We start from the raw sequence: 7079 nt of genomic DNA on the forward strand, positions 1-7079 counted from the left end.
GATCCCTTATCCCACCCGAGGATGTGCAGGAGTGATCCTCGGCCTCGGATCGGTCGTGCCGTAAAGTGCATCGCGTGCGCACTGATCCGAGTACCTGGTTCCTCAGCCGGGCCGAGCGCGGAAACCTGTCCACGGACGTGCATGCGGGTAGTGCCGGATCGCCGGCCTGGTCGGAGGGCAACCTCGTGGTGCCCCTGGTGCATGGCACCACCTACTTCGCCCGGCTGCACGAGGAGTTGACGGCGTTGCAGGCGGGAGACCGCGTCTGGTTCACCGACTGGCGTGGCGATGCCGACGAGCGGATGCTGCCGGACGGGCCATCGATCGGCGATCTGCTCGCTGGACTGGCCCGCTCGGGAGTGGAAGTGCGCGGCCTCGTCTGGAGATCCCACGGGGAAAGCGTGTCGGCCCCGATGAGCGGCCGCTCCAACGAACGGCTGGGTCGCGAGATCAACGAGGCTGGCGGCGAGGTGCTGCTGGACCAGCGCGTGCGCCTCTTCGGCTCGCATCACCAGAAGTTCTTCGTCATCCGCCGTCGGGACGACCCGTCGCGGGACATCGCGTTCGTCGGCGGACTCGACCTTTGCCACGGCCGCCGGGACGACGCCGGACACACGGGAGACCCGCAGGCGCTGGATATGGATCCGCGGTACGGCAAACGCCCGCCGTGGCACGATGCCTCCCTCGAACTGCACGGCCCCGTGGTGGCAGACCTACTGGCGGTGTTCGCCGAGCGATGGAACGACCCTCACCCACTGGACCGGCGCACGCCCTACCGGATGCTGCTACAGCGTCTCGCCCGCATGCCCCGGCACCCCAGGCCCCTGCCGGAATCCGCGCCACCACCGCCGCCGGCGGGCCCGCACGCCGTGCAGCTGCTGCGCACCTACGGTGTGAAGCGCCCACCGTTCCCGTTCGCGCCTGCCGGGGAGCGCAGCATTGCCCGCGCCTACGGGAAGGCCTTCGCCCGCGCGCGCTCGCTGATCTACATAGAGGACCAGTATCTGTGGTCCACGGAAGTCGCAGCCGCTCTCGCGGCGGCCCTCACACGCAACCCCGAGTTGACCCTGATCGTCGTCGTGCCCCGGTATCCCGACTCCGACGGGCGTCTCGCCGGGCCGGCAAGCCGGCTGGGCCAGTTGCGGGCACTCAGCATGCTCCGCCGCGCCGCGCCAGGCCGGGTCGGCGTTTTCGACCTCGAGAACGCCGCGGGCACTCCGATCTACGTGCACGCCAAGGTCTGCATCGTCGACGACACGTGGGTCACCTGTGGCTCGGACAACTTCAATCGCCGATCGTGGACCACCGACAGCGAGCTCACGTGCGCCGTCATCGATACCACCCCGGGCACCCCGGAAGCACCCGGCGCAGGGAACGGCCCCGATGCTTCCGGGCGTCTGGCCCGGGACCTCCGCCTGCAACTGTGGTCGGAACACCTGGGCCTGGACCCGGACGATCCCGCGCTCGGCGACCCCGCCGCCGCGCTCCGCCTGTGGAACACCACCGCCGACGGCCTCGACGACTGGCACGCAACCGGCCACCGCGCGACCCGCCCCACGGGACGAGTGCGCCACCACACTCCCGAACCGGTCACGCGCATCCAGCGGCTCTGGGCGGTCCCCATCGGGCGCTTCGTCATGGACCCGGATGGCCGGCCCCGCCCGTTGCGAGGTACCGCGCGCTTTTAGGCCGCGCAGTTCTAGGTCCGACGGTTTCGCCCAGGCAGCCGCATCCGCGAAATGTTCAACCTCGCTCACATGCCGGCGCACCAGCAGCCGGCACCGAATCGCAAGTCCTTGGGCAGCCTGAGTTGCGTCTTAGGACTCCGAGGGCACCAAGGGAAGTTCGGCTCCGTAGTTCCAAGACACGATGGCCGGCTGCTCACGGTAGAAGCTGAGCACGGAGACTGATCCAGCATCCAGGGTGATTTGAGCACCGAATCGAGGGGCCATCCTCAGGTACACGGCGGTGAGAATGCGCAGGAAATGGCCATGCGCGATCAGGGCGACATTTCCCTCCTCCATGGCAGGCAGCACCCGCGTGAGCACCCGCGACGCGCGGGCGGCGACCTCCTCGACCGTCTCACCGGGCGTGTGACCACGAATCACGCCGTGGGTGAATGCGCTCCAGTTGTAGCCGAGTTCGCTGCGGATATCGCGCGTCGTACGCCCCTCGTACCCGCCGTAGTCCCACTCAACGAGAAGCGGATCAACCTCCGCTTGAAGGCCAGCGAGCTCAGCAGTGCGTCGCGCACGCTGCAGCGGCGAGGTCAGCACGAGGGAGAAATCGTAGCCGGCCACTAACCTACCCGCGCCGCGGGCCAGTTCCTCTCCCCGGTCGGTGAGCGGAACATCCGTGAGTCCAGTGTGTTTACCCTCCTTCGACCACTCCGTCTCCCCATGGCGCAAGAGAATCAGCTTCCCTGACGGGTTATCCGGAGCGGGGTGGCTGGGCAGCGGCTCGTTCATGAACATACGGCAACAGTAGTATCACCCCCCGGTTTCGATGGAGGTTCTTGATTGATGGAAAGGCCAGCGTTCACCCCGCGGGCGTTCGAAACGGGTGGGGGAATGGGCATCCCAGCAATCACGCGGCTACGGCCGTTCATGGTGAGCGCAGACGACTCGGGAAGCGAAGAGATGCTCGCCCCCGGGAACCCCGGATGCCGCTCTCAACATGGACGTACTGCGCTCCCACGCGGGTGTGAGTTCTAGCGCTGCCCGTCGCGGCCGACCGAGAGGTCCACGAGACCTTCGACACGACCGCCCGGATGACCTCAGGAGCCTAGACGTTCCGTGGGCCTTTACGGTTTTAGCCGGGTGCCTCGATGAGACCGCTCGCGTAGCGCGGGGCTCTCGTTAAATCCTTTAACCAAAAAGTCCCGGAAACCCTTGAGTTTCCGGGACATTTGGTGGGCTGTTTACGAAAGGCTGCAGGGCGCGGATCGCGCCAGATCTCAGGCGTCGTTTTCCTCCACAATTTCCGGATTTTCCTCCACTTCCTATAATCGCCTTGGGCCGCGTACCAGAAAGTCGCTACTTTCTATCACCATTCCGGTGATGCACCTTGCCAACCCCAGTCGATCGTGGTCCCATTCGTCGGAGCAGCCGAATCGTCGCCCTGTGCGTGGCCAGTCTTGTTTGACTGCTTGTCAGAGCAAAGTAGCGCCCGTCAACGAGCAACTGTCGACAGAGCAGAGTCGAGATAATTAGTACATGAACGGATGAGCCACCGACGACACCACTTCCGGAGGGCGGCCGACGGGGCGTCCTCATAGGTGCTGGCGACCGAGAACCCCGAGTCGGCGTGAACTCGCGCGACGCCCGCGTGCTCGAACCCGCGCACGTCCGGCATCGAAAGACCGTCGCTCATTGTGACCTCGGACGATTTGACCTCCATTTCTGAGTCCGCGCATGTCCTCGGTACCCCACTGGCGAAAGCCACAACGAGCACACAAGTCCTTCAACCAGAGCTAGTGTGCTGGCATGGGCAACACCGTCGGGCTCTTACTCGTGCATGGGATTGGTAAGCAAGCGCCAGGTTCGACCCTGGCGGACATGGGCGATCCGTTCCTAGGCTGGCTCCGGACCTGGTCACGCGGCCATGGCGGCGATTTCGATCTTTCAACAATTAGCGACGACCCAACAACGCCTCGACACATCGAGGGAACGTGGTCCTGCGAGAACGACGAAGCCAAAGTGGTAGTGGCGGAATGCTGGTGGGCCGAAAGCTTTGCTCCTCCGCCGCTGACCCAAGTTCTCGCCTGGATGCCCGGGATGATGTATCGAGTCATATGGAGGTGGACGCACTTCACCTGGGGACTACTTCTACTATTTCTGGCTCTTCTGTCCTTCTTTCTTCCGGGGGAATGGTGGTGGATCGCGGCAGTGACGCTTGGACTCGCAGTGGCTCTCGTCCTTGCCGTGCCCCTGCTGATTCTGATCGCATATGTCCTTCTGCAACTCCTGCCATGGGGTAGGCGAAGCACTCTAAAGTTCGCAGACTGGCTCACGACCGCCGCTGGAGACGCTCTCGTCCTGCGGAGCAGCGAGACCAAGTTTTCGGCGATGCGCAGCCGATGCCTGAGTGACCTCCAATGGATTGCGGAAAAATGTGACCGCGTTATCGTGATCGCTCACTCTCAGGGTTCCGTAATCGCCGTGGAAACGTTGGCCGCCACTACAGATCCACGTTGTGATTTCTTAGTGACCGTCGGTTCGGCACTCAGACTCCTCCAACTTCCAGGGCGTGATCCGGTAGCTCGACTCCGCGCCAGACGCCCAGAAACGCGGTGGATAAATATATATAGTCAACTGGACCCGGTATCGGCCGGCCAAATCTCGAACAGCAACTACCCAATTGAACTGATAGCGCAGAACAGCGGCTCACCCCTTTCCGCTCACACCACCTATTTCAAGAACACGGAGGGTTTTCTAAGCGTCCTGCTAGCCGTGGTTGCCGATGCAGCTCGATCGAATGGTAACGAGGACGAGACGGCGGGAAGCCCCGTCAACCGAGTCTTTACCGAAGCGGAAGAGCAAGAGTTCGCGCTAGCGGTCGAATTGCGCGAGCTGCGGAGCGCGATGAGGATGGTCTGCCGCTGGCTCAGTCTTGCCGCGACGCCAGGTATCACGTTGCTCCTCCAGGAAGGTCAATGGCCCGCGCTCGTAAGCGATTTTCTTGCTGTTGCGTGGTTCATTCCAGGTTGGCTGCGGGATTATCTGTCCGGCGTCCTTAATCAGCAGTTGGGCGAGACGTTCTCGGCGGCGGTTTGCGGCTTGACTCTGGCCGTCGTTTATCAGGCCATATTCACAGGAGGCGTTTTCAGATGGTGGGACCGGCTTGCTGCTCGAGGTCTTGCCGTCGGCACCCCCGCGGCGGGCACGCGCCTCGCCTCTGGTGTTCTTTCCGCCGCCCTCGCACCGCTAGCGATAGCGGCGATCTATGGCGTTATTGCCAGCGGAAGTGACGCTCCCTGGGCCATCCTTTCTGCGGTAGTGGCAGGTCTATACCCATTAGCAGTGGTTGCTCTCGTCACTTCTCTGCAACGTGAAAGCGCACTGCGAGGTCACACCGAAAGCGAGGACGAATCCGAGTACGAGGCATTTCTGTTTGGCGAGTTCAGGCCGGTCTTCCCTGCATTTCGCACAAAACTGTCGAACCTCCCTGAGGTCTTGAATAGAGAAAGGAAGCGTCCCGAGCGCGAGACAATTTTGGCCCTTGAAGCCAAGCTGGCCGCAAGTGTGAGCGGCGTCCGAGCCGACAGTGGAGGCATCAAGCTTTCCGACGACGCCGTCGCTGCGCTAATCCCGGTGCGATTCCTCCCCCGTAGGAACGCAAACAAGTCGTTCTTCTTGCACCAAAATGATGAAGACAATGCACCTTATTTCACGATCGACCTGCATCTTCGGTCGGCAGATGTCTTCGTATTCATGGAGGCGCGATTGGACGCCCCCGACGGCACTGCCGATCCCCAAACGTACAATTACTATCTGTTGAGACGTACTGAGGTCGCTTCGGTTGGTGAGGCAGCTCCGGGCAGCTTCTTGTCGAGGGACGTCACACGAGCGTCTCTTGTTGACGTGGGCGCTGGTCCGCTCAGGTGGGAGGATCTTCAGCGCCGGTTAGGAGACGCCGCGACAGTCACGGAAGGTGGCTTGCCAGGAGAGTAAGCCTCAAAGGAGACATTCATTTGCACTCCTACACAGCAGTACGTCGGAGTATGAGGTGCAGCCCGTTGGGAGAGCAAGAGCAGCGAAGACGACTGCCGGGCGGAGTTTCATCGGCCGGCAGGCCCCCATTAGTCGACGAGCGGGCCAAGGCGCCCGCGCTGGTAAGCGCGTAGGGAAGGTTCGTCGTGAGCCTACGGACTTTGCCCATGTCTGGTCCAGACCCCACTACGAGGTGCCAACGCCGAGCAGGGGGAATCCGCCAGTATCGAGAGTCAGACTGACTGATATGGGCGGTTATGACATTCGGACCGAAATCCCGCCACTTCACTGTCTCGACCGCGGCGGGCGCTCCTGGTGATTCTGAACGAACTGATCCCACCTAGCTTTCGGACTGCCTTTGTACCGCAGCCACGGTCCCCGCGTCTGCCGTCGAAGTGACACGTACTTACCTGTGGCGATATCGCGCAGCCACGTGCGCCCGTGCGAGTCTTGAAAATAGACGTAATTGAAGGTGTCGTTCGAGTGACGCTCAAGTCGAGTGCGAAAGCTCGTCCGTGAACCTGGCCGAAAGATATATCCCCCATCAGCTGTCAGCGGCATACCACTGTTTCCAGTCGCCTGGCAGGTGATGAGATAGGCAAGCGGGACAGGCGTGTCACCTGCATTGAAGAACTCGAACTTGGCGGTAGAAAACGTCCCTTCGTGCGTTGTGCTGACGATGTAGGCCGTGAAGCGATTGGCTTCAGCTTGCGAAGCTCGAATCCGGTCCGACGAGAACAGAAGGAAGGCCCAGAACAACGCGCCTGTGGTGGCGATGGCAGCAATCCAGTCTGGGACGCTCCCCCACGCTTGACTTGTCCACCAGCCACCAAATGATTCAAAGTCCATGAGCCCACGGTAGGGCAACTCACCGCGCTGCTTGACTCGACGGTAGGCCAGCGCGGGATGATTAGCGGCATGCCAAAGCAAAATGCGGAGTTGAACCCGACACAAGCAAGATTGCTCGCGTGGGTACAAGAGGGATGCCCCGCCGGAATCTACGCGGATTGGGCCCACCGGATCATGGCTCGCTCGCTTCACAACCATGGGCTGGTGGTCATTTCTGGTCGGGGCGCCACTTGGAATGCCACGTTGACGGAGGACGGGGCGTACTACCTCGAACACGGGACGCACCCGGAACCCATCTACTCAGATACTTCACCCCAGCCAGCCGCGGGTGACCCTCGGAGCACCGAACCAGCCCAGCCTGCGTCGAAGACACCACCTTCAAGAGCGTCCAATCCTTCTGTTTCGCTGAATGTCAAGGGCCATGAAGAACTGCCCACTGGCGGCCACGGAAAATGCCCGCTGATGGCCATGAAAACTGCCCACTCATGGCCAACAGATCTGCCCACCAGGATTCGGCGG

The 7079-nt window shown here is 62.3% G+C and carries 4 protein-coding genes; 2 read left to right on the forward strand and 2 right to left on the reverse strand.

Translation table 11 applies throughout. The annotated features are described in order from the left end of the window. Nucleotides 1-74: 74 nt before the first annotated feature. A complete protein-coding gene (locus E3O46_RS06600; protein ID WP_166791034.1) occupies nt 75-1688 on the forward strand; it encodes a phospholipase D family protein in 1614 nt (537 codons plus the stop codon). A gap of 129 nt (nt 1689-1817) precedes the next feature. Here E3O46_RS06600 and E3O46_RS06605 read toward each other — a convergent pair whose 3' ends face one another. Beyond that, nucleotides 1818-2474: a histidine phosphatase family protein gene (locus E3O46_RS06605; RefSeq protein ID WP_241975277.1), complete on the reverse strand. Its 657-nt coding sequence runs from the start codon at nt 2472-2474 to the stop codon at nt 1818-1820. Nucleotides 2475-3485: 1011 nt separating this feature from the next. On the opposite strand from E3O46_RS06605, the gene E3O46_RS06610 reads away from it, so the two are divergent. Continuing rightward, nucleotides 3486-5672, forward strand: coding sequence for a hypothetical protein (locus E3O46_RS06610; protein WP_134561362.1), 2187 nt, complete (start codon nt 3486-3488; stop codon nt 5670-5672). Nucleotides 5673-5996: 324 nt separating this feature from the next. On the opposite strand, the gene E3O46_RS06615 is transcribed toward E3O46_RS06610, so the two are convergent. Continuing rightward, nucleotides 5997-6560, reverse strand: coding sequence for a hypothetical protein (locus tag E3O46_RS06615; protein ID WP_134561363.1), 564 nt, complete (start codon nt 6558-6560; stop codon nt 5997-5999). Nucleotides 6561-7079 lie beyond the last annotated feature (519 nt).

Source organism: Cryobacterium glucosi (assembly GCF_004402235.1).
GTDB classification, from domain to species: Bacteria; Actinomycetota; Actinomycetes; order Actinomycetales; family Microbacteriaceae; genus Cryobacterium; species Cryobacterium glucosi.

Excerpts from the sequence above, each read along its gene's own strand:
- E3O46_RS06605 (WP_241975277.1), bottom strand. The coding sequence starts at position 2,474 with ATGTTCATGAACGAGCCGCTGCCCAGCCACCCCGCTCCGGATAACCCG.
- E3O46_RS06610 (WP_134561362.1), top strand. The coding sequence starts at position 3,486 with ATGGGCAACACCGTCGGGCTCTTACTCGTGCATGGGATTGGTAAGCAA.
- E3O46_RS06615 (WP_134561363.1), bottom strand. The coding sequence starts at position 6,560 with ATGGACTTTGAATCATTTGGTGGCTGGTGGACAAGTCAAGCGTGGGGG.